Genomic DNA, 21,587 nt, shown 5'->3' with positions numbered 1-21,587 from the left:
ACCATGCTGGCACCCAGTTTCCAGGAAGAAGTGGCCCGCTACCACGAAGCCGTTCCCGAAATCACCCGGGGCAACACCGGCCCCATCAAGGACCTCTACTCCCGGCTCGAGGACGTGACGCTGGCCAACCCCTTCGGGGGCATTGCCAAAGGGTGGGCACAGGTTGAAGCCCGGCTGGACCAGGCGGCCCGGCAGTTCCAGGACGGCGAGATGCTCGGCTTCGACACCATCACGTCCTACACGGCGCGCGACACCGCTTACCTGGTGGAAACCGAGCACTTCCGTGCCCGGCTGGACGGTGCTGCGGCCGCCGAGGAGTTCGCCCTCCGGGTGACCAGCATCTTCCGCCGCGAGGAAGGCTACTGGAAACTGGTGCACCGGCATGCCGACCCGGCTGCGCGGCCCCAGTCCCGCAGATCACTGGCCCAGGCGGCCGCCAGCTGAACCAGGCTGTCAGCTGCGAGCCGAGCATTCCCACGCCGCCCGGCGGTCCATCACCATCCAGCAGTCCGGAGCCATCCGCTCCGGACTGCTGGCGCATGGCGGCCAGTTGCAGGCACACTTAGCAGGTGCTGCCTTTCCTGCTTTTGGCCTCCCGCGCCGAGGACGCCGCTGCCGACGACGAGTACGCCGCGTACCTGAGGTACGGCGGCCTGGAGGAGCGGGAGCTGCGGCGGATCCGGCTCGAAGCGGCTCCCCTGCCGGAACTGGACCTCTCCGAATTCTCCGGCGTGATTGTGGGCGGCAGTCCCTTCACTTCGAGCGATCCGCCTGAGGACAAGAGCCAGGTCCAGCACAGGGTGGAACAGGAGCTGTCGGGCCTGCTGGACCAGCTGGTGGAGCGCGATTTCCCGTTCCTGGGGGCCTGTTACGGTGTGGGGACCCTGGGCAGGCACCAAGGGGCAGTGATCGACCGGACGTTCGGCGAGCCCCTCGCCGCCGTGGAAATCGGCCTCACCGATGCCGGCCTCCAGGACCCGTTGCTGCAGGGGATGCCACAGGCGTTCACCGCTTTTGCCGGCCACAAGGAAGCCTGCAGTTCACTGCCCGCCCATGCGGTACGACTGGCAGGCTCCGAAGCCTGCCCCGTCCAGATGTTCCGGATCCAGTCAAACCTCTACGCCACCCAGTTCCATCCCGAACTCGATGCGGAGGGCCTGGTGACGCGCATCGACATTTACCGCAACGCCGGCTACTTCCCGCCGGAGTCGGCCGAGGACCTGATGGCCGATGCCCGGAAGTTCACAGTGACGGAGCCGATGAAGATCCTGCGAAACTTCGTGGCCCGTTACGCCGCCTGAACCCGGGTGCCTGGATCATCCCGCCCGAACGGGCCACCCGCCGTCGTGCGTTCCTGCCCGGTTACTTGACGCCTGAACGACGACGGCCCGGCGCCCGCCCCTGTACTGCAGGGCGTGCGCCGGGCCGTCCAGCCACCAACCGGGCTGGAACATACAGGCTGGCGGGTCAGGCTACGTTGTTCTCGTAATCGAGGTCCCGGGTTTCCTTGCTGACGAAGAGCGCGATGAGTGTCAGCACGGCCATGGATGTCAGGTAGACCCCCACCAGCACCGGGCTGCCGTCAGCCAGTTCCCACAGCGCCACGGCGATGAACGGTGCAACTGCAGCGCCCAGGATGCTGGAGAAGTTGTAGCTGATGGCGGAGCCCGTGTAGCGGACGTTCGTGGGGAACAGCTCCGGCAGCAGCGCGCCCATCGGCCCGAAGGTCAAGCCCATGAGCGAGAAGCCCAGGATGAGCAGGGCCATGGTGCCCACGAAGCCGCCGCTGAACAGCGGCACAAAGAGCAGTCCGAACGCGAAGATTCCGGCGGTGACCCCGATCAGCATCTTCCGGCGGCCGTACTTCTCAGCGAGCGGACCGGAGACCAGGGTGAAGATGCCGAAGAACACGACGCCGGCAATCAGCATCCAGAGGAAGTCGTTGCGGGTGTAGCCCAGGCCCGGAACAAACGCCGCCGCTGCGGCTTCGGACATCGGCTTACCGGCCTTTTCGGCGGCCGCCTTTGCGGCGTCGAGGCTGGAGGCCCGGGTTCCGTAGGTCAGGGTGAAAGTGGTCATCAGGTAGAAGAGCACGTAGGTGGCCAGCATGATGAAGGTACCCAGGATCAGCTGGCGCCAGCTGGTCTTGAAGACGCGGCCCAGGGGCAGCTTGGCGACCTCGTTGGATTCGATCACCTTGGTGAACGCCGGGGTTTCGATCAGCTTCAGCCGCACGTAGAGGCCGATGATCACCATGACGGCGCTCAGCAGGAACGGAACACGCCAGCCCCAGGCCTGGAAGGCGGCGGGTGACAGCGTGTAGCTGGCCACCAGGAAGATGACGTTGGCGATGATGAAGCCAATGGGTGCGCCGAGCTGCGGGAACGTGCCGTAGATGGCGCGCTTGTTGGCCGGTGCGTTCTCGGTGGCCAGCAGGGCCGCGCCGCTCCATTCGCCGCCAAGGGCAAGGCCCTGGGCAAAGCGCATGACCACCAGCAGTGCCGGTGCCCAGAATTCCCAGCCCGGTACCAGGGCAGTGGGCAGGCAGCCGATGAGGAACGTGGCGATGCCCATGGTGAGCAGCGAGGCCACCAGCGTGCCCTTGCGGCCGAACTTGTCGCCGAAGTGCCCGAAGACGATGGACCCGAGCGGGCGGGCGATGAAGGCCACACCGAAGACCGCGAAGGAGCTCAGGAGCTGGGTGGTTTCGTTGGCGTTGGGGAAGAACAGCTGCGGGAAGACGAGCACCGCCGCAGTTGCGTAGACATAGAAGTCATAGAACTCGACCGTGGTGCCGATCAGGCTGGCGACGATCACACGGCCGCGGGAGTTCACCGGCTGGGGTGAACCGGGCACCGTGGAGGTGTCGGTGGAAGACATGTGTAAACGCTTTCGTGAGAAACCGGCCGGATACAGCGGGCTGCCCCGGCGCGAAATAGTTAGAGTTCAATATTAGTTCCGCTGGTCCAGTCAATGGACGAAAGGTCCAGTATTTGGACCTGTGCTGTGCGTCTCACTTTTTGGGCACCTTCGCATCCTAACGGCGTCCGGCGGGCACAGATAGGCAAATGTCACAGCCCGTTAACATCCGGCGTCGGTCCGTGAAACGCGCCGTCCCTACCTTTGAGGAACAACATCCCCCAAAGGAGGTAACCCGTGACTGTTGACCGCACCGCAGATGCCGGCACCGGCAATTCCGTTGATCTTGACGACGCCTCGTCCCCGGAATCAGCCGCAGCATCCGCCAGCGCACAGCCCGGCACTACCCGCACCGCAACCGCTCCCGCCCTTGAATTCCGCCCCGGCCGCTGGATCGCCAACTGGGACGCCGAGAACAAGGAACAGTGGGAAACCGCCGGCCGCTCCATCGCCCGCCGCAACCTGAACTGGTCCATCTTCGCCGAATTCCTCGGCTTCGTCGTCTGGCAGCTGTGGTCCATCGTGGTGGTCCAGCTCCCGGCAGCAGGCTTCACGTTCACCACGTCCGAGATCTTCTGGCTGATCTCGATGCCCAGCCTGGTGGGCGCCACCCTTCGCATTCCCTACACCTTCATGGTTCCCCGCTTCGGCGGCCGGAACTGGACCATTGTTTCGGCCCTGCTGCTCCTGATCCCCTCGATCGGACTCGCGCTGTGCGTCTCAAACCCGGAGACACCATTTGGCGTGATGCTCCTGGTGGCCGCGCTGGCCGGCTTCGGCGGCGGCAACTTCGCCAGCTCCATGGCCAACATCACCTTCTTCTACCCGGCCCGCGAAAAGGGCTGGGCCCTGGGCCTGAACGCCGCAGGCGGAAACCTCGGTGCCGCCGTCGCGCAGCTCGCGGTTCCCATCGTGATCACCCTTCTGGCCGCGGGCACCGTCAACCTGCCCATGGCCGGCCTGATGTGGGTCCCGTTCATCCTGCTGGCAGCCTTCGGCGCCTACAAGTACATGAACAACCTCACCAGCGCCAAGGGCGACGTGGCCGGATCCGTTGCCGCGCTGAAGGAACCGCACCTGTGGGTCATGGCGTTCCTGTACATCGGCACCTTCGGCTCGTTCATCGGCTTCGCCGGCGTGTTCCCCAAGCTGATCAAGGACTACTTCCCCGAGTTCTCCACCATCGGAGTGGGAACCGTAGCCCTCTCGCTCGCCTTCCTGGGCCCACTGGTGGGCTCACTCGCCCGGCCCTACGGCGGACGCATGGCTGACCGCATGGGCGGCGCCCGGATGACCGTTTCAGCGTTCGCCTCCATGGCCGTGATCACCCTGACCATGATCTGGACGCTGCCGCTGAAGAACTTCTGGCTCTTCCTGGTCCTGTTCCTGATGCTCTTCACCGCGAGCGGCTTCGGCAACGGCGCAACCTACCGGATGATCCCGGTCATCTTCGCCACCAACAGCCGGGCAGCACGCAACGGAGCCAGCTCCGTGGCCACCCAGCGGCTGGCTTCCTCGGCCCTCGGCCTGATCTCCGCGATCGGGGCCTACGGCGGGTTCCTCATCCCGCAGGTGCTGAACGCGTCCAACACCGCCAGCGGCTCCTACACCCCGGCCTTCTACGGCTTCGTGGGGGCCTACGCCCTGATGCTGGTGGTCTGCTGGGCCTGCTACATCCGCAACGCCAACCGAAACGCGATGGGACACGTCTAACCATGACCACAAGCGCCGACACGCACTGCCCCTACTGCGCCCTGCAGTGCGCCATGACGCTCACGTCCCCCACAGGACAGGCCCCGGCTGCACAGCCGGGGCCTGTCCCCGTGACCCTCACCACGGCACCCGCTGCACCGCTTGAGGTCCAGGGGCGCGACTTCCCCACCAACCGTGGCGGCCTGTGCCGCAAGGGCTGGACCTCCGCCAACCTGCTCAACCATCCCGGACGCATCACCGAGCCCCTGCTCAAGGGCCCGGACGGCATCCACCGGCCCATCTCCTGGGACCAGGCCCTGGACCTCGCCGCAACGGCGGTGAAGGACGCCCGCACCCGCTACGGTGCAGACGCCGTCGGCGTCTTTGGCGGCGGCGGCCTCACCAATGAGAAGGCGTACCAGCTGGGCAAGTTCGCCCGGCTGGCCCTGGGCACCTCACGGATCGACTACAACGGCCGGTTCTGCATGTCCTCCGCCGCTGCCGCCGGAATGCGCGCCTTCGGCGTTGACCGCGGCCTGCCGTTCCCGCTCGAAGCGCTGGACACCGCCGGCACCATCCTGATGCTGGGCTCCAACGTGGCCGAAACCATGCCGCCCTTCGTCCAGCACCTGAAAGGCGCCCGCGACGCCGGCGGCCTGATCGTGGTGGACCCCCGCCGTTCTGCCACGGCGGCGTTCACGGCCGACGGCGGCGGCCTCCACCTCCAGCCGCTTCCGGGCACGGACCTCACCCTGCTGCTGGGACTCTCCCACGTGGTCATCCACGAAAACCTGGTGGACACCGCCTACGTCCGCGAGCGCACCTCGGGCTACAGCGCCGTGGCCCGCAGCGTCGCCTCCTTCTGGCCCGAACGGGTCCAGTCCCTCACCGGCGTACCGGCCGACCTGATCCGCGAAACGGCCCGCAGGCTCGCCGCCGGGGCGCGCAAGGGCGGCAGCTACATCCTCACCGGCCGCGGCGTTGAGCAGCACGTGGACGGCACCGATACCGCCACCGCGGCCATCAACCTCAGCCTGCTGCTCGGCCTGCCGGGTTCGGCCCGCAGCGGCTACGGCACGCTGACTGGCCAAGGAAACGGCCAGGGCGGCCGCGAACACGGCCAGAAAGCCGACCAGCTGCCCGGCTACCGCAAGATCACCGATCCCGCCGCCCGCGCCCACGTCGCCTCCGTGTGGGGCGTTCCGGAGGACCTTATCCCCGGCCCGGGCCTTCCAGCGGTCCAGCTGCTGAAGTCGCTCGGAAAGGACGACGGCGTCCGGTGCCTTTTTGTCCACGCCTCCAACATTGCGGTCGCCTCGCCGGACGCCAACGCCGTCATTGAGGGACTCCGCAGCCTGGACTTCCTGATGGTCTGCGACTTCTTCATGTCCGAGACGGCAGCAATGGCTGACCTGGTCCTCCCAGTCCTCCAGTGGGCGGAGGAGGAAGGCACCCTGACCAACCTCGAGGGCCGCGTCCTCCGCCGACGCCGGGCCCTCACACCGCCTGCAGGAGCCCGCAGCGAGCTGTGGATCATGGCCCGGCTCGCCGAACGGCTCGAAGCACCCTCCACGTACAGCGAGGACCCGGAAACCGTCTTCGAAGAACTGCGGCTGGCATCTGCCGGCGGCCTGGCCGACTACTCCGGCATCGACTACGCCATGCTGGACCGGGGTGACGCCGCCTACTGGCCCTACCCCGCCGGCAGCACCGGAACCCCCAGGCTGTTCAGCGAGCGCTTCGCCCACGCCGACGGCAAAGCCGTGATGACCCCGGTGCTGCCGCGCCGCCGTCGTACTCCTGCTGACAGCCCCTTGGCGAACATCGCCGACGCGGCCGACGCCAAACCCTTCACCCTCATCACCGGCCGCCTCCTGGAGCACTATCAGTCCGGCGCCCAGACCCGGCGGGTCGCGGCCCTCCTGGCTGCGCAGCCAGAGGCCAGGATGCAGATCCACCCGGCCGCAGCGGCCGCAATGGGCGTCGCCGAAGGATCCTTCGTGTCGGTGGCCAATGAACGCGGCGAGGTGGTGTGCCGGGCCGAACTCAGCACCGCCATCCGCAGCGAAACGGTCTTCCTGCCGTTCCATTTCCCCGAACTGGAAAGTGCCAACCGCCTCACCGAGGCGGCCACCGACCCCATTTCCGGGATGCCCGAATTCAAATTCAACAAGGTGTGGGTCCGGCCGGTGGCCGCACCCACAGCCGGCAAAGTGCTTCAGACGATGGAGGCCTCATGAGCGAGCAGATTGTCGTTGTGGGATTCGGGCCGGTGGCCGCCCGGCTGGTTGATGAGCTGCTGCCCGCCGTTCGCGCAGGCCAGGTGGCCCTGACGGTGGTGGGTGAAGAGACTGAAGCTGCCTACAACCGCGTCCTGGTGGCCGACTTGGGGGTTGGCCGCACCACTGCCGATGCCCTGGCGCTTGCGGACGCCGGCGCCCTCTCAGCAGACGGTGTGGACGTCCGGCTGGGCACCCGCGTCCGGCGCGTGGACCGCGCCCGCCAGCAGGTCCTGCTTTCGGACGGCACCCCCGTCCACTACGACCGGCTGGTTTTCGCCACCGGTTCGCGGCCGGTGATCCCCAACCTCACCGGCATCAACCCCGACCCCGCCTCACCGGTCCTGCCCGCCGGCGTCACCGCGCTCCGGGACCTCCGCGACGCCGGCGTCCTGCGGCAGGCCGTGGACGGCGGAAAGCGCGTGGTGGTCCTCGGCGGCGGCGTCCTGGGCCTGGAAACGGCGCTGGCAGCGGCCGAGGAAGGCGCCACCGTCACCGTGGTGCACAACGGACCCCACCCGCTGGGCCGCACCATCGACCAGGGCGGCGGCGCAGTCCTTGCGGCAGGCCTGCGGCGCTGCGGCGTGCGGATGGCCGGCAACGCGCGCTCCACCGGTGTGGAACACAACGCGCCCGACGGCGGTTTCTCGGCTTTGCTGCTCGATGACGGTTCCGCGATCGACGGCGACCTCCTGGTCATCTCGTGCGGCGTGCGTCCCCGCACCGAGCTGGCGGAAGGATGCGGCCTGTCCACCGCCGCGGGCATCCTGGTGGACCACCGGCTGCGGGCCCACCACGAACCGCACATCTTCGCGATCGGCGACTGCGCCGAAGTGCGCTGCCCGGACCCCGGCTGTACCGCCTGCCGCACCGCACCGGGCCCGTCAGGGCTGGTGGGCCCGGGCTGGCGCCAGGCCGAGTGGCTCGCCGAATACCTGACGCTCCTGGCGGCGGGCCTGGTCGAGGACGCCGAACTCCTGCCGGAACTGCCGGCCGAACAGCCGGGCATCATTGTGCTCAAGGCACGTGGCCTGAACATGGCCGTCGCCGGGAACAACGGCGCCGACCCCTGGGACGAAGAAGCGCTCTCCGCCGGCGCCGTCAACGGCCGGCCCCGCCTGCAGATAGCCCAGTGGGCTGATCCCGAGCATGGCCGCTACGTCAAGATGACCACCCGCGGCGGCGTGCTGGAGGGGTTCGTGGCGGTGGGCATGCCCCGCACAGCGGCGGAGCTGGTGGGGCTCTTCGAACGGAACGCGGAACTGCCGGCGGACCGATCGCTGCTGCTCAGGCTGGACGGCCCGGACCAGCTGCCGGGAACTGCGTCCGCTGACCCGGCTGGCACGGTCTGCCGGTGCGCCGGGGTCAGCGGAGCGGCCATCCAGGGCGCCGTTGCGGAAGGCTGCGCCACTGTGGCCGAGGTATCCAGGGCAACCCGCGCCGGGACCGGCTGCGGCGGCTGCCACGAGGACATCAAGGGGATCATCGAAAAACACTTCCAGGCGGTAGCGGCCGCCTGAACGAACCGTGGTTGAGGCCGGTTGGTTGAGCCTGTCGAAACCTACGCCGGCGCCTTGGGAATGATGACCCACAGGGCGATGTAGACAAGCTCCCCAACGCCCACCAGGCCGAAGATCACGAAGCCGAGGCGTACCAGGAACGTAGGGAGTCCGAAGCGGGCGGCGAGGGCGGCGCAGACCCCGCCGAGCACTTTGCCGCGGCGGGGCCGGACCAGGGCGGCAGGGTCCAGAGTTCCGGTTCCCCTGCCTGCGTCCGCTACATGTGGACGTGCAGGCGCCGGGCGGCTTCGGAAATGGAGCCTGTCAGCGACGGGTACACCGTGAAGGTGCTGGCAACGTCATCAACGTGGAGCTTCTGCTTCACAGCGATGGCGATGGGGAAGATCAGCTCCGACGCGTTAGGACCAACCACCACGCCGCCGATCACCGTGCCGGATCCCTTGCGGGCGAAGATCTTCACGAAGCCGTCACGGGCGCTGCGCATCTTGGCGCGGGCGTTGCTGCGCATTGAGAGCTTCACGACGTCGCCCTGGTACTTTCCGGAGTCGATGTCGGCTTCCGAGACACCCACGTTGGCGATTTCCGGCGAGGTGAAGATGTTGGAGGCCACCTGGTGCAGCTTCAGCGGAGTCACGCCGTCGCCCATGAAGTGGGCCACGGCGATCCGGCCCTGCATGGCGGCCACGGAGGCCAGCGGCAGGACGCCGGTGCAGTCACCGGCGGCGTAGACGTTCGGGGCACTGGTGCGGGAAACGCCGTCCACCTTGATGTGGCCGCTTTCGCTGACGGCGACGCCGGCTTCCTCGAGCCCGATTCCGTCGGTGTTGGGGATGGAGCCCAGGCACAGGAGGCAGTGGCTGCCGGTGACCTTGGTGCCGTCGCTGAGGGTGACCACCACGCCGTCGTCCGTCCGCTCCACCGATTCGGCGCGTGAGCGGGACAGCACGCGTACACCGCGGCGTTCGAAGACTTCCTCCAGGACCACGGCGGCGTCAACGTCCGATCCCGGGAGCACCCTGTCACGGCTGGATACCAGCGTCACCTTGGAGCCCAGGCCGTTGTAGGCGGACGCGAACTCGGCGCCGGTCACGCCGGAGCCCACCACGATGAGTTCCTCGGGCAGTTCATCGAGGTTGTACAGCTGGGTCCAGTTGAGGATGCGTTCGCCGTCGGGACGGGCGGTGGCCAGCTCGCGCGGATGGGCGCCCACGGCCAGGAGGATGGTGTCCGCCTCGATGGTTTCGGTGCCCTCCGCGGTCAGGACCTCGATGGTGTGGTTGTCCAGGAGCCGGCCGGACCCTGCAAGGATCCGGACGTTCTGGCTCGCCAGCGCGTCGTGGATGTCCTTGGACTGGCTGCGGGCCAGGTTGAGCAGGCGGTCATTGATGTGCTTGAGGTCTGCCCGCATCACGGGAACGAAGTCTCCGCCGTCGACGTCGAACTTCACCCCCAGCTCGCCGGCTTCGGCAACGCGGGTCATCAGGTCCGCCGTGGCGATGAGGGTCTTGGAGGGGACCACGTCCGTCAGGACCGCTGACCCGCCTAGGCCTGCACGTTCGATGATGGTGACCTGCGCCCCCAGCGAGGCGGCCACCATCGCGGCTTCGTATCCGCCTGGACCACCTCCCAGGATCGCGATCCGGGGTGAACTGAAATCTGGGTGCGTAGTCACAAACGATTATTCTCCCGCATCCTCGCCTGACCACCAAAGAAACCGCTCTCTCAAGGGTGCGCGCCAGGGGGTGGGCGGAGCGGAACCGGCAGGATACCTTGTACCAGTGAGTACAACTGACTTCCTGAACACGGACCCCTTCGCCGCCGCCCGCGCTGCTGCCGACTACATTGCCGAGGAAACCGGGGTGGACACCCACGACGTCGCCCTGGTGCTCGGTTCCGGTTGGGGCGGGGCCGCTGACCTGATCGGCGAAACCACGGCCACCCTGTCAGCCGAAGAGGTGCCCGGCTTCCATGCACCCGCCGTCGAAGGGCACGTGGGGACCATCCGGTCGATCCTGACCACCGAGGGCAAGCGTGCCCTGGTCCTCGGCGCCCGGACGCACTTCTACGAAGGCAAGGGCGTGCGCGCCGTGGTCCACGGGATCCGCACCGCGGCCGCCGCTGGCTGCAGCACCCTGGTCCTCACCAATGGCTGCGGCGGCCTCAACGAGGAGTGGGCGCCGGGCACCCCAGTGCTCATCAAGGATCACATCAACCTCACCGCCGCTTCACCGCTGGAAGGCGCCACGTTCGTGGACCTGACAGATCTTTACTCGGCACGGATCCGCGGGCTGGCCCGCGAGGTGGATGCCACCCTCGATGAAGGCGTCTACGCCCAATTCCCCGGCCCGCACTATGAGACACCCGCGGAGGTCCAGTACGCCAAGCGCATCGGTGCCGACCTGATCGGCATGTCCACAGCGCTGGAGGCCATCGCCGGGCGCCACGCCGGCATGGAAGTGTTCGGTATTTCGCTCGTTACCAACCTGGCGGCCGGGATCAGCCCCCAACCGCTCAGCCACCAGGAGGTGCTGGAATCCGGCCAGGCCGCGGGTCCGAGGATTTCGGCCCTGCTTGCCGGAATCATCGCCAAACTCTGATCCATGGGGCGCGGCACCGGGGCTTCGGTGCCGCACGGGCAGCGCCAATGACGATAGCGTTATGCCCATGACGTCTTCCGATGCCGATGCTCGCCTCCTCAACGATGCCCGCGGGTGGGCAGCCCAAGACCCGGATCCGGCAACGTCGGCCGCGCTCTTGGAACTCGTCCAGGCATCGGTAGACGGAGACCCGGCGGCCCTGCAGGAACTCCAGGACAGCTTCCGCGGCACCCTGCAGTTCGGCACCGCCGGGCTCCGCGCCGCCCTCGGCCCCGGGCCCAACCGGATGAACCGCGTGGTGGTGCGCCGTGCCGCCGCCGGCCTGGCGGACTTCCTGCTTGGCGCTGTGGGCAAGGCAGCCCCCGGAACGAGGCCCCGCGCCGTCGTAGGCTATGACGCCCGGCATAACTCGGATGTGTTCGCAGCGGAAACTGCGGCCGTCTTCACCGCGGCGGGGATCGAAACCTTCCTAATGCCGGCTGCGCTGCCCACTCCCCTGCTCGCCTATGCCGTCCGCGCCCTGGAATGCGACGGCGGCGTCATGGTCACGGCGAGCCACAACCCGCCCCAGGACAACGGCTACAAGGTGTACCTGGGACGCCATGCGGTCGCGGAGAACGGCAACGGCGCCCAGATCGTGGCGCCCTACGACGCCGAAATCGCTGCCCGAATCAGCGCGGTGGGCGCCCTGGACACCATCGCCCTGGCCGCGGACGGTTGGACGGTCCTGGATGGATCGCTGGCCGCCGGGTACCAGGCGGCGACGGCGGGCCTCGCCCTCCCGGACCACTTCCCGGCGCGGGACCTGCGGATCGTGCTGACGCCCATGCACGGAGTTGGCGGGCAGACGGCACTCGCGGTGCTGAACGCCGCAGGTTTCGGGGATGTCACCCTGGTCAAGGAGCAGGCCGAACCGGACCCTGACTTTCCCACCGTGAGTTTCCCCAACCCGGAAGAACCCGGCGCACTGGACCTGGCCCTTGAAACGGCTGACCGCTTGGACGCGGACATCGTCCTGGCCAACGATCCCGATGCCGACCGCGCGGCAGTGGCCGCCAAGGACCCCGACACCGGCGCCTGGCGGATGCTCCGCGGCGATGAAGTGGGCGCCCTCCTGGGTGCGCACGTCGCCGCCCGGCATGCTGCGATTGGCTCGGAAACCCCTGACGGGGAAAGCCCTGGAGTTTTCGCCAACTCGATCGTGTCCTCGCGGCTGCTTTCCCGCATCGCCGCAGCGGCAGGATTCGACCACGAGGAAACCCTGACGGGCTTCAAGTGGATTTCCCGCGTACCCGGACTGGTCTACGGGTACGAGGAAGCGCTGGGATATTGCGTGGCTCCGGACCTGGTCAAGGACAAGGACGGCATTTCCGCGGCCGTCCTCATCGCCGAACTGGCTGCCGCCGCCAAGGCCGACGGCAAGACCATCTTCGACACCCTCGATGAGCTCTACCTGCAGCACGGCCTGCACGCCAGCGACCAGCTGAGCATCAGGGTGGCGGACCTTGGCCTGCTGGATGCCATGATGAACCGGCTCCGGGTTTCGCCGCCGGAATCCTTTGGCTCATCGGCAGTTGAGGTCTCCACCGACCTCTCCGCCGGTTCCGACCTGCTGCCGCCCACCGACGGACTGCTGTACGTGACGCGCAACCTCACCCGCGTCATCATCCGGCCCAGCGGCACGGAACCCAAGCTCAAGTGCTACCTCGAGGTGATCCACCAGGTAGGATCCGCCGCGGAGCTGCCCGAAGCCCGGCAAGCGGCAAGGGCAGCCCTGGACGAGGTCCTCCGGGACGTCAGCGAAGCCCTGGGGCTTTAACGCACTGAAGGGGCGCCCCCGGGGGCGCCCCTTGCGTCTGGTGCATGTGCCTGCCCGGGTTACAGCTCCACCTCGATGAAGCCGTCGCTGACCCGGGTGCCGTAGGCTGCGATCCGCAGGCCCGGAGTGCTGAAACATTCGCCGGTTTCGAGGTCGTAGACCTCCTTGTGCAGCGGAGACGCGATGGTGGGGCGGGAGCCCTTGGAGCCGAGGATTCCGCGGGCCATCACATACGAACCGGTGGCCGGGTCCTGCTGGGCCACTGCGAATACGCCTCCGGCCAGGGTGCGGAAAAGTGCCACCTGCCGGCCCTCCACCAGGGCTGCTTCTCCCCATGCGGGTTCGAGGTCCTCAAGGCGGCAGACGCGGTGCCAGCCTGCCGCGGTATCCGCTGCTCCGGCGTCGAGTGTCCCGAGTTCCAGTGTTGCCGTCATGTCCGGCTCCTCTCCCTGCGCTGCTTGTCCTGAAGTCACTGATGGCAGCCTGAGCGGCCGTGTTCCACGCTAGGCGCCGGGTGTTTCCGCGGCATGCGCCAAATGTGTCCGGGGCGTAAAAGAGACCTAACCCGGGCGGAAATGCGTTCGTGATGCAGAAGTTAAGTTGACGAAACAATTGGGAAACTGAAGCGAAACTGCCCCTCCCTAGTCTGGTTGGACTGCTCGACAGAGAAAGCCGCGGAGCACCGTCTGCGGCCCATGCGAAAGGCCCACAGTGACCGAACAGACTTCAAGCACCGAGACTCCGCGCCGCATCGTCGTCGCCGGCGGCGGCCCTGCGGCCCACCGTTTTGCGGACGCCATGCATGCCCGCGGCCTCGATGGCTGGCATGTCACTGTCCTCACCGAGGAGGCCCACCTCCCCTACGACCGGGTGGCGCTGTCCAAGGCCCTCACCGAAATGGACTACGACCTCACCCTCGGTGAGCGGGCCATGTGGGACCACGCTTCCGTGGAGCTCAAGACCGGCGAGCGCGTGGTCAAGATCAATGCCGACGCCAAGACGGTGGAAACCGCGGCCGGCAGCATCTTCGAGTACGACGAACTGGTGGTCGCCACCGGATCGAACGCCGCACGGCTTCCCATTCCCGGCAATGAGCTCACCCACGTCTACCGGACGCTTGAAGATGTGTGGGCCATCAACAAGACCATCGCTGACCTCACCGTAAAGCTGGGCCGCAAGGTCAACGCCGTCACCATCGGCGGCGGCCTCCTGGGCCTGGAATCCGCCGCCGGGACCGAGCAGCTGGGGGCAAACCCCATCGTCATCGACGGATCGCAGTGGCTGATGGCCACCCAGCTCGACGAGGGCGCGGGCCAGGCCATGGGCCGGCTTATCAAAGCCAAGGGCTTTGAAGTCCACGGCGGGGTCTTCCCTTCGGAAGTACTTTCCGACGACGACGGCCAAGTCACCGGCGTCCTCATGGCCGATGGCCGCATCGTCGACGCCGACATCGTCATCGTCGCCATCGGTGTCCGTCCCCGCGACGAACTCTTCCGCGCCGCCGAGGGAGAAGAGCAGGTCTTCAGCCTGGGCCCCCGCGGCGGCGTGGTCATCAACGACTACTGCGCCACCGAAATCCCGGGCATCTGGGCCATCGGCGAAGTAGCCAACTACGGCGGCATGTGCCTGGGCCTGGTGGCCCCCGCCAACACAATGGCCGAGATCGTGGCAGACCGCCTGCACGGCGGCGACGCCACCTTCCCCGGCTTCGACACCGCCACCAAGCTCAAGCTCTCCGGCGTGGATGTGGCCAGCTTCGGCGACGCCTTCGCAAAGACCGAACACGCCCTGGAAATCGTCTACGCAGACCCCGCCCGCGGCGTCTACCAGAAGATCGTCACCACCGATGACGCCAAGACCCTCCTGGGCGGCATCTTTGTCGGCGATGCCTCGCCGTACATGAGCCTGCGCCCGCTCCTGGGCCGCGAACTCCCTGCCGAGCCGGGCGCGTTCCTCAGCGCAGCCGGCGGCGGCGACACTCCGGAAACAGAACTTCCGGACGACGCCACCCTGTGCTCCTGCAACAACGTCACGGCCGGGACCATCCGGGACACCATCAACGGCTGCGGCGCCTGCGAGGGCAACGCACCTGTCCAGGAACTCGGCGAGCTCAAGGGCTGCACCCGGGCCGGCACCCAGTGCGGTTCCTGTGTGCCGATGCTGAAGAAACTGCTGGAAACCGAGCTGACCAAGTCCGGCGTCGAGGTTTCCAAGGCCCTCTGCGAGCACATCGAACTGTCCCGCCAGGAACTCTTCGACGCCATCCGCGTCCTGGAACTGACCTCCTTCGAAGAGATCATGGCCAAGTACGGCACTGGCGAGGGCTGCGACATCTGCAAGCCCACCATCGCCAACATCCTTGCCAGCCAGAACAGCGCCTACGTCCTCGACGCCGGCCGCGGGACCCTGCAGGACACCAACGACCGCGCCCTGGCCAACATGCAGAAGGACGGCACCTACTCGGTGGTGCCACGCATCGCCGGCGGCGAGATCACCCCGAAGAAGCTGGGCGTGATTGCCGCCGTGGCGGAAAAGTACAACCTGTACACCAAGATCACCGGCGGCCAGCGGATCGACATGTTCGGCGCCCGGCTGGAGGAGCTGCCCGAAATCTGGAAGGAACTGGTGGACGCCGGCTTCGAATCCGGCCAGGCGTACGGCAAGAGCCTGCGCACGGTGAAGTCCTGCGTCGGTTCCACCTGGTGCCGCTTCGGCGTCCAGGACTCCGTGGCCATGGCCATCCAGCTGGAGCTGCGGTACCGCGGCCTCCGCAGCCCGCACAAGCTCAAGATGGGCGTCTCCGGCTGCGCCCGCGAATGCGCCGAGGCCCGCGGCAAGGACGTGGGCGTCATCGCGACGGCGGACGGCTGGAACCTGTACGTCGGCGGCAACGGCGGTGCCACCCCGGCGCACGCCCAGCTGCTGGCCAAGGACCTCGACGACGAAACCCTCATCAAGTACATCGACAGGTACTTCATGTACTACATCCGCACGGCGGACCGCCTGCAGCGCACCGCGCGCTGGCAGGAGGAGCTCGACGGCGGCATCAAGCACGTGGAGGACGTGGTGGTCAAGGACACCCTGGGCATCGCCGAGGAGCTTGAGGCGGCCATGGCCAAGCACGTGGACACCTACATCGACGAGTGGGCCGACACCCTGAAGGACCCGGAGCGCCTGCGCCGGTTCCGCTCGTTCGTCAACGCGCCGGACCAGAAGGACGACTCCATCACCTTCGTGCCCGATGAGCGCGGCCAGATGCGCCCCGCCACGGCCGAAGAGAAGGCGGCAGCCGCCCAGCAGCCCGTCCTCCTCGGAGCCTCCATCGCGGTCCGTCCCGGCACGCCCGCACCCGTCGGAAACGAGGCATGACCATGCAGCTCAGCATCGACCTCACCGGCCGCGAGGTCCTGGTAACCGGAACAGACACCGCCGCCCGGCAGGCCGTACGCCGCTACGAAGCCGCGGGCGCCGTCGTCCGCCGCCTCGCCGGCCCGCACGGCACCGCCCCGCTCCCGGCGAAGCCGTTCCTGGTGGCCGCGGTCGACGACGGGCAGCCGGGCTGGGAGCCGCTGCTCCAGCAATACCGGGCTGCCGGCGTCCCGGTCGCCGCGGAACCGGCCGCAGGCGCCGCCGGGCACGTGACCCTGGTGGGCGGCGGACCCGGCACCACCGAGCTCCTGACCGTTGCCGCCGTCAAGGCGCTGCGCGACGCGGACGTGGTGTTCTACGACCGGCTGGCGCCCTGCCAGGACCTGCCCGCCCTGACCAGCGCCGAACTGGTGGATGTAGGAAAGAAGCCCGGGCACCACAAGGTGGGCCAGTCCGACATCGAAAAGCTCATGGTGGACAGCGCCCTGGCGGGCAACAACGTGGTCCGCCTCAAGGGTGGAGATCCTTACGTGTTCGGCCGCGGCGGCGAGGAAGTGGCCGCCTGCGTGGCTGCCGGGCTGAAGGTCCAGGTGGTATCCGGTGTCACCAGCGCCATCTCCGTACCTGCCGCGGCCGGCATTCCCGTCACGCACCGCAACGTGAGCCACATGTTCACGGTGGTCTCCGGGCACGCCCCGCTTACCGACAAGGAACACGGGCACCTGGCCGGCCTGGGTGGCACCATCGTGGTGCTGATGGGGATCGGAACCCTGCACCACCTGGCGGCAGGACTCCGCCGGGCGGGCATGCGCACCGATATGCCCATGGCAGTGGTGGAAAGGGGTTACCGCCCCGGCCAGCGCACCACCATCGCAGACCTCGGCACCATCACTTCGGCTGCGGCAGGCTGCAGCAACCCGGCCGTCCTGGTGATCGGCGAGGTGGTGCGGGTGGCGGAAGCCAACCGCGGGCACGCTGAGGCCGCAGCCGACCTGGACCGGCTGGCGGCCTCGCTGCTCGGTTCGTGAAAGGATTGACCCCCATGAACGCACTTGCACCGGCCGAAACGGCAGACGCCACCGGGGCGGCTGAGGCCGCGGAGGCCCAGGCGGCAGAATCACCGCTTGAGGGCTTCCGCATCGGCGTAACCTCGCACCGGCGCTCCCAGGACCTGATCGATGCCCTTGAGCGCCGCGGCGCCGAGGTGATCCACGCCCCGGCCCTGAAGATCGCCCCGGTCCAGGAGGACCTCCGCCTCATCGAGGACACCCGCACCATCATCGCGGCCAAACCTGACCTGTGCATCGCCACCACCGCCTACGGCATGCGCCGCTGGTGCGAAGCGGCGGATACTTTCGGCATCGGCGACCAGCTGCTCGAAACCCTGGGGGCCTGCCGGATGTTCGTCCGCGGCCCCAAGGCCCGTGGCGCGGTCCGCGCGGCCGGCCTCGCCGACGTCGGAATCAGCAGCGACGAAACCACCGCAACGCTGGTGGACATGCTGCTGGCCGAGGGCGTGCGCGGCAAGACCGTCGCCGTCCAGCTGCACGGCTACACCGACGTGCGCCAGCTGGAGCGGCTGCGGATGTCCGGCGCCACCGTCCTGACCGTCACGCCGTACCGCTGGGTCAAGCCGGACGGCGCGGACCGCCTTCCCCGCCTCATCGAGGCCGCCTGCAGCGGAAACCTGGACGTCCTCACCTTCACCAGCGCACCCGCTGTCGACGCCATGTGGAGCACCGCGCACGAAATGGGCGTCTACAAGCAGCTGATCGAGAGCCTGAAGACCAACGTGACTACCGCCGTCGTGGGCCCTGTCACCGCCCAGCCACTCCTGGATGCCGGCGTGAAGCCGCTGATCCCGGAGCGTTTCCGGATGGGCGCACTGATCCGGCTGGTCTGCGAGCACTTGGCGCTGAACCACGTACGGCGGCTGGACACCCGGTCCGGTAACATCGAGCTTCGCGGCCGCAGCCTGCGCATCGACGGCCAGGCCGTGGAACTGGCCCCCGCTCCCCTGCTGCTGCTCCGCGCCCTGCTCGGCGCCGGCGGGGCGGTCCTGTCCCGCGAGGCGTTGTCCGACCTGCTGGAACTGCGCGGTTCGGTGCACGCACTGGACATGACAGTCAGCCGGCTGCGTTCCTCGCTGCCCGACGGCAAGCTCATCGAAACCGTGGTCAAGCGGGGCTACCGGATCCGGGTCTAACAGTGGGGCCGGCGGCGGACGGCTTGCGGCAACGGCGGCGGCGGGACCGAATGTGTCCAAGTCCGGCGCAATGAGATGCAGGTCACCGGTTCTGTTACCGGCCGGTAAATACTGGCGAACACCGGGGTGCTGAACGGCAACTGGCGGGAAACACGCCGGAAAAAGCGCAGGCCTACGCTGGGTTCCATCATGAACTTCCGGCCGTTTCCGGCCGCCAGCGAAAGGGCCAGCACATGTCCGCTCCGGCACCCACCACGTCCACCTCCTTTGCCACCCGCATCGTCATCGCCGGGGCCGGTCCGGCTGCCCGCGCCCTGGTCCGGCAGCTGGACCAGGGCCGTTTCGCTGGAAGCATCACCGTCCTCAGCAACCGCGACGACGCCCCCGAGGACCTGCTGGAACTTGCCCTGTTGCCGCAGGTGTCCGTCCGGTTCGGGCAGCCGGCCAGCCACATCGATGCCGATAACCGCACCGTGGCCACGGCCGACGGCATGGAGTTCGCCTACGACCAGCTGGTCATCGCCACCGGTTCGGCACCCGTGGCAGCGCCCGTCGAAGGCGCCGCACAGTGCCTGAGCTACTCCACCATCGACGACGCCACCCGCATTGCGGACCGGGTGCAGGAAGTCACCCGGGAACTGGGACGCCGTCCGCTCGGGATCCTGGTGGGCACCGGAGCGGCCGCAGGCCAGGCTGAAGCCGTGCTGCGCGCCAAGGGCGTCCGTCCGGTCCGCACCACCGCCCGGCCGGCCGCCGTCGTGCCCGGAACCTCAACCTTTGGCCTTTCCGCTTCCGCCGTGGTCTTCGAGGACGGCAGCAGCATGTCCGGCGACCTGGTGGTCCTGGCCGAGGACCGCGTGTCCTGCGACGGCCTTGCCGCCAGCGCGGGCCTGCGGACGGCCGCCACCGGAGGCGTCGTCATCACCCAGGACTTCCGGACCTCGGTGCCCGGCATCTGGGCCATCGGGGACGCGGCAGCGTTCGACGGCGTCCGGCTGGGTCTGCTCGTAGCGGCGGCCTCCGCTGCGGGGGCCTGCGCCACGCAGCTGCTCACGGCAGCCTCGGCGGCCGCGCACTCGCCTGAGGCAGCAGCAGGCGCAGCAGCCGCGGCGCCGTTCCCGGCACGGTCCCTCCAGGCGGCCGCCTGACGCCTGGCGGAGCGCGGGTTGCACCGTGTGCACCTGTGACAAGATGGTTCCCGAAACGCGAGTCAAGGACGCGCCGGGCCCACGACGCCCGGGCGAGGCCCCGAGAGGACCATCATGAGCAACGAAGCCACCCCTTCCGTTCAACCCGCTGCCGCTGCGGCCCGGAACATTGCTTCCTACATCGACCATACGCTGCTGAAGCCCGAAGCCTCCGAAGCGGACGTCCTCAAGGCCTGCGCCGAAGCCGCCGAGTACGGTTTCAAGTCGGTCTGCGTCAACCCTGTCTGGGTCAAGACCGTCAAGAAGGCGCTGAAGGGCTCCGGCGTCCTGACCTGCTCCGTGGTGGGCTTCCCGCTGGGTGCCACGCCCACCGACGTCAAGACCTTCGAAGCCCGCGGCGCGGTGCTGGACGGGGCCGACGAGGTGGACATGGTGATCAATATTGCGGCTGCCCGCGCGGACGACAAAGGCGCCCTGACTGAGGACATCGCCTCCGTGGCGGAAGCTGTTCACGCCAGCGGGGCCATCCTGAAGGTGATCATCGAGACCTCCCTTCTGTCCGACAGCCAGAAAGTCCTCGCCTGCGAGGCAGCGGTGGCGGCCGGAGCCGATTTCGTCAAGACCTCCACCGGTTTCAACGGAGGGGGCGCCACGGCCGAGGATGTGGCGCTCATGCGCAGGACCGTGGGGCCTGAACTCGGCGTCAAGGCCTCGGGCGGCGTGCGGTCGCTGGCAGACGCTCAGGCTATGATTGCTGCAGGTGCAACACGTATCGGCGCCAGCTCCGGAATTGCCATCGTCAAGGGTGAACAGGGTTCGTCCGCGTACTGACGGCTGCCGGACAACGCCACAGACCACGCCCTGCGGGGCCGAGGAGGAACGAATGTCCAGCAAGATCAACGCGTCCAACGAGGGCTCAGCGAAGCAGGGCTATGTCCGCACCCCGCAGAACGAGAACAAGCTGGGCGGCACCATTGTGGTGTTCGTGATCATGATGGCCCTGTTCCTCGGTGCCGTCTACTCGCTGTCCTTCCTGACGCTTGGGAACCCGTGGCCGATGGCCGTCTGCCTGGGCCTGTTCGCCCTGGCCTTCTGGATTCCGCAGACCATCCTTGGCCGCTCGGACTCGGCTGGCGAACACTAAACCTGTCTTACGCAGCAAAGACCCCCTGGACGCCGTCCAGGGGGTCTTTGCCGTTCCAGGCCTGTGGGAACACCGTCACCCAAACCAGGGGCCGATCCAGGCGGCGGCAGCCGCAACCACCCTCGGCCATTGGTTCTGGGCGATGGCCCAGCCCGCCACGGTCAGTCCCACCATGGCGTAGGCGCTGACGGGGATCAGCACCAGCCACTCGCGCTTGGACCCCGCCCTGCCCAGCAGGGGCAGTGACAGCGCCCCGTTGGGCCGCCAGACGTTCCGCAGCAGCGGCACCTTGCGCAGCAGTTTCGGCGGCCGGATCACCAGGGGCCACAGGAGCGGCACTCCCCCGGTGGTGATGAGGTCCCCCACAATGTGGACCACTACACCGATAAGCATCGACATCGGCAGCCAGGTCCATTGGTGCGGCGCGTACACCGTAACCAACCCGGCCATCACCAGGGCGAAGATCCAGTTGGAGATGAACCCGCTCTTTGGAAACAGCTTCAGGGCTTTCGCCGCGATGTTGATCAGGAACATGCACAGCAGCCCGGCACCAACTGACAGCAGCCCCCAGGGGGTTTCCATCTGCACTTGCGCAGCCACACCCGCAAGGAGCACGAACCCGGCGGCGCCGAGGACCGAATGGGTGCCCTGGCGGTGGCCGCCGCTGGCTGTTTCGATGCCCCTGGCTATGGCATTGGACAGCGGCGGCAGCGAATGGGCCACGGTGCTGGACCGGTGGTCCCAGTCGCAGACCAGCGCGGTGCCGGCCGTGGCCATGCCGCCGATAAGGATCCCCGTAGGGTCCAGCGGGTACCAGCCCAGCGTGTACGGGCCGGTAGACGCAACAGCTACCCACGCCGCGGCTCCCGACGCGGCGTGGTGACCTCCCATCAA

At 68.0% G+C, this 21,587-nt stretch carries 18 protein-coding genes; 13 read left to right on the top strand and 5 right to left on the bottom strand.

The annotated features are described in order from the left end of the window. Positions 1-3: 3 nt before the first annotated feature. A complete protein-coding gene (locus tag ACHL_RS06620) occupies positions 4-444 on the top strand; it encodes a YybH family protein (RefSeq protein WP_015936530.1) in 441 nt (146 codons plus the stop codon). Positions 445-569: 125 nt separating this feature from the next. Then, positions 570-1,301: a glutamine amidotransferase gene (locus ACHL_RS06615; RefSeq protein WP_015936529.1), complete on the top strand. Its 732-nt coding sequence runs from the start codon at positions 570-572 to the stop codon at positions 1,299-1,301. 166 nt (positions 1,302-1,467) lie between these two features. On the opposite strand, the gene ACHL_RS06610 is transcribed toward ACHL_RS06615, so the two are convergent. After that, entirely contained in the window at positions 1,468-2,880 is a 1,413-nt protein-coding gene (locus tag ACHL_RS06610) for an MFS transporter (RefSeq protein ID WP_015936528.1), read from the bottom strand. A gap of 276 nt (positions 2,881-3,156) precedes the next feature. On the opposite strand from ACHL_RS06610, the gene ACHL_RS06605 reads away from it, so the two are divergent. The 3 genes from ACHL_RS06605 to ACHL_RS06595 are packed head-to-tail and all read left to right on the top strand — an operon-like array spanning position 3,157 to position 8,410. Next, on the top strand, positions 3,157-4,632 hold the full coding sequence (locus tag ACHL_RS06605) for an MFS transporter (RefSeq protein WP_015936527.1): 1,476 nt from the start codon (positions 3,157-3,159) through the stop codon (positions 4,630-4,632). Between the two features lie 2 nt (positions 4,633-4,634). Beyond that, positions 4,635-6,851, top strand: a complete 2,217-nt coding sequence (locus ACHL_RS06600) for a molybdopterin oxidoreductase family protein (RefSeq protein WP_015936526.1) — start codon at positions 4,635-4,637, stop codon at positions 6,849-6,851. Continuing rightward, entirely contained in the window at positions 6,848-8,410 is a 1,563-nt protein-coding gene (locus tag ACHL_RS06595) for an FAD-dependent oxidoreductase (RefSeq protein ID WP_015936525.1), read from the top strand. Before ACHL_RS06600 ends, ACHL_RS06595 begins: the two co-directional genes overlap by 4 nt. A gap of 41 nt (positions 8,411-8,451) precedes the next feature. On the opposite strand, the gene ACHL_RS06590 is transcribed toward ACHL_RS06595, so the two are convergent. Together ACHL_RS06590 and ACHL_RS06585 are read right to left on the bottom strand one after the other, a co-directional pair. After that, entirely contained in the window at positions 8,452-8,625 is a 174-nt protein-coding gene (locus ACHL_RS06590; protein ID WP_043793851.1) for a PspC domain-containing protein, read from the bottom strand. A 41-nt stretch (positions 8,626-8,666) separates the two neighbouring features. Next, complete coding sequence (locus ACHL_RS06585; RefSeq protein WP_015936523.1) at positions 8,667-10,082, bottom strand: NAD(P)H-quinone dehydrogenase; 1,416 nt, start codon at positions 10,080-10,082, stop codon at positions 8,667-8,669. 106 nt (positions 10,083-10,188) lie between these two features. Here ACHL_RS06585 and ACHL_RS06580 point away from each other — a divergent pair, with 106 nt between their 5' ends. Then, complete coding sequence (locus ACHL_RS06580) at positions 10,189-11,007, top strand: purine-nucleoside phosphorylase (protein WP_015936522.1); 819 nt, start codon at positions 10,189-10,191, stop codon at positions 11,005-11,007. 67 nt (positions 11,008-11,074) lie between these two features. Continuing rightward, positions 11,075-12,826, top strand: coding sequence for a phospho-sugar mutase (locus ACHL_RS06575; RefSeq protein ID WP_171908916.1), 1,752 nt, complete (start codon positions 11,075-11,077; stop codon positions 12,824-12,826). A 59-nt stretch (positions 12,827-12,885) separates the two neighbouring features. Here the strand turns inward: ACHL_RS06575 and nirD are convergent, their stop codons facing one another. Continuing rightward, positions 12,886-13,260 (bottom strand): nitrite reductase small subunit NirD, encoded by a 375-nt coding sequence (nirD, locus tag ACHL_RS06570; protein ID WP_015936520.1) that lies wholly within the window; start codon positions 13,258-13,260, stop codon positions 12,886-12,888. Between the two features lie 277 nt (positions 13,261-13,537). On the opposite strand from nirD, the gene nirB reads away from it, so the two are divergent. The 6 genes from nirB to ACHL_RS06535 all read left to right on the top strand — a co-directional run bounded on the left by nirB (position 13,538) and on the right by ACHL_RS06535 (position 20,693). Next, positions 13,538-16,195, top strand: coding sequence for a nitrite reductase large subunit NirB (nirB, locus tag ACHL_RS06565; protein WP_015936519.1), 2,658 nt, complete (start codon positions 13,538-13,540; stop codon positions 16,193-16,195). Positions 16,196-16,197: 2 nt separating this feature from the next. Further along, positions 16,198-17,223, top strand: a complete 1,026-nt coding sequence (gene cobA / locus ACHL_RS06560; RefSeq protein ID WP_015936518.1) for a uroporphyrinogen-III C-methyltransferase — start codon at positions 16,198-16,200, stop codon at positions 17,221-17,223. 14 nt (positions 17,224-17,237) lie between these two features. Next, a complete protein-coding gene (locus tag ACHL_RS06555) occupies positions 17,238-18,401 on the top strand; it encodes a uroporphyrinogen-III synthase (protein ID WP_015936517.1) in 1,164 nt (387 codons plus the stop codon). Between the two features lie 233 nt (positions 18,402-18,634). Beyond that, positions 18,635-19,549 carry an FAD-dependent oxidoreductase gene (locus ACHL_RS06545; protein ID WP_015936516.1) on the top strand — a complete coding sequence of 305 codons (915 nt, stop codon included), beginning with the start codon at positions 18,635-18,637 and terminating at the stop codon, positions 19,547-19,549. Positions 19,550-19,663: 114 nt separating this feature from the next. After that, entirely contained in the window at positions 19,664-20,380 is a 717-nt protein-coding gene (gene deoC / locus ACHL_RS06540; protein WP_015936515.1) for a deoxyribose-phosphate aldolase, read from the top strand. A gap of 52 nt (positions 20,381-20,432) precedes the next feature. Beyond that, on the top strand, positions 20,433-20,693 hold the full coding sequence (locus tag ACHL_RS06535) for a hypothetical protein (RefSeq protein WP_015936514.1): 261 nt from the start codon (positions 20,433-20,435) through the stop codon (positions 20,691-20,693). A 75-nt stretch (positions 20,694-20,768) separates the two neighbouring features. Here ACHL_RS06535 and ACHL_RS06530 read toward each other — a convergent pair whose 3' ends face one another. Continuing rightward, complete coding sequence (locus ACHL_RS06530; RefSeq protein WP_015936513.1) at positions 20,769-21,584, bottom strand: metal-dependent hydrolase; 816 nt, start codon at positions 21,582-21,584, stop codon at positions 20,769-20,771. Between the last annotated feature and the right edge of the window lie 3 nt (positions 21,585-21,587).

The sequence above is a fragment of the Pseudarthrobacter chlorophenolicus A6 genome (genome assembly GCF_000022025.1).
Classification (GTDB): Bacteria; Actinomycetota; Actinomycetes; order Actinomycetales; family Micrococcaceae; genus Arthrobacter; species Arthrobacter chlorophenolicus.
This window is presented reverse-complemented; position numbering and strand designations above follow the sequence as displayed.

What these genes read in the sequence shown, in the direction of transcription:
- nirD (WP_015936520.1), bottom strand. Translation starts at nt 13,260, where the DNA reads ATGACGGCAACACTGGAACTCGGGACACTCGACGCCGGAGCAGCGGAT.
- ACHL_RS06555 (WP_015936517.1), top strand. Translation starts at nt 17,238, where the DNA reads ATGAACGCACTTGCACCGGCCGAAACGGCAGACGCCACCGGGGCGGCT.
- ACHL_RS06610 (WP_015936528.1), bottom strand. Translation starts at nt 2,880, where the DNA reads ATGTCTTCCACCGACACCTCCACGGTGCCCGGTTCACCCCAGCCGGTG.
- ACHL_RS06545 (WP_015936516.1), top strand. Translation starts at nt 18,635, where the DNA reads ATGTCCGCTCCGGCACCCACCACGTCCACCTCCTTTGCCACCCGCATC.
- ACHL_RS06620 (WP_015936530.1), top strand. Translation starts at nt 4, where the DNA reads ATGCTGGCACCCAGTTTCCAGGAAGAAGTGGCCCGCTACCACGAAGCC.
- ACHL_RS06535 (WP_015936514.1), top strand. Translation starts at nt 20,433, where the DNA reads ATGTCCAGCAAGATCAACGCGTCCAACGAGGGCTCAGCGAAGCAGGGC.
- ACHL_RS06595 (WP_015936525.1), top strand. Translation starts at nt 6,848, where the DNA reads ATGAGCGAGCAGATTGTCGTTGTGGGATTCGGGCCGGTGGCCGCCCGG.
- deoC (WP_015936515.1), top strand. Translation starts at nt 19,664, where the DNA reads ATGAGCAACGAAGCCACCCCTTCCGTTCAACCCGCTGCCGCTGCGGCC.
- ACHL_RS06600 (WP_015936526.1), top strand. Translation starts at nt 4,635, where the DNA reads ATGACCACAAGCGCCGACACGCACTGCCCCTACTGCGCCCTGCAGTGC.
- ACHL_RS06575 (WP_171908916.1), top strand. Translation starts at nt 11,075, where the DNA reads ATGACGTCTTCCGATGCCGATGCTCGCCTCCTCAACGATGCCCGCGGG.
- cobA (WP_015936518.1), top strand. Translation starts at nt 16,198, where the DNA reads ATGCAGCTCAGCATCGACCTCACCGGCCGCGAGGTCCTGGTAACCGGA.
- ACHL_RS06530 (WP_015936513.1), bottom strand. Translation starts at nt 21,584, where the DNA reads ATGGGAGGTCACCACGCCGCGTCGGGAGCCGCGGCGTGGGTAGCTGTT.